A 518-nucleotide genomic window follows, 5' to 3' on the forward strand; every position below is an offset into this window, starting at 1 on the left:
AATCCGCTGTTGATCAATGCGCGGGACGCCGTTCCGTTCGAAGAATATGCGTCGAAAGTGCTTTATGCACAAGAACAGGGCCCTATTCCGACTGCGGTCAACAGGGCGCATGCTCTGGATAGAGCTGGTATGCATGAGGCTGGTACCGCAGTGCTGCGTGCCGCATACGACGAACTGGACGACGTGCAGCTTCGGACCCGCATTCAGGTCCTGCGTGATCTGGATGGCCGCTGGAATGATCATTACGCTGGCGGTATCCAACAACGGGAACGTGAGCGGCTGGCTCGGATCGGTCGTGCATGGCCCTTTGAGGAAAAGAAATCGGACCTCGCGCGCCTGAGCGAGATCGAAGAAAAGCTCGAACGTGAGGACGCTGAGCAAGAAGCGGCCGAGGAACAACACCTCATGGAAAGCGCTCGTGCCAATCAATACCCGTCATTCTGGCGTCTGCTATTCCCGCGTCGTGCGAAGCAGGAGGCAGTATGAGCAAGGAACTGATTGAGGACTTCCAAAACCTT

General features: G+C 56.6%; 1 protein-coding gene. It reads left to right on the forward strand.

All coding sequences use genetic code 11. The features are described from left to right. Positions 1 to 486: hypothetical protein (locus tag AC1RPN_RS08225; RefSeq protein WP_481763720.1), on the forward strand; the 486-nt coding region annotated here is incomplete at its 5' end. Between the last annotated feature and the right edge of the window lie 32 nt (positions 487 to 518).

The sequence above is a fragment of the Dellaglioa sp. CoH-57-MRSF-20 genome (assembly GCF_056781955.1).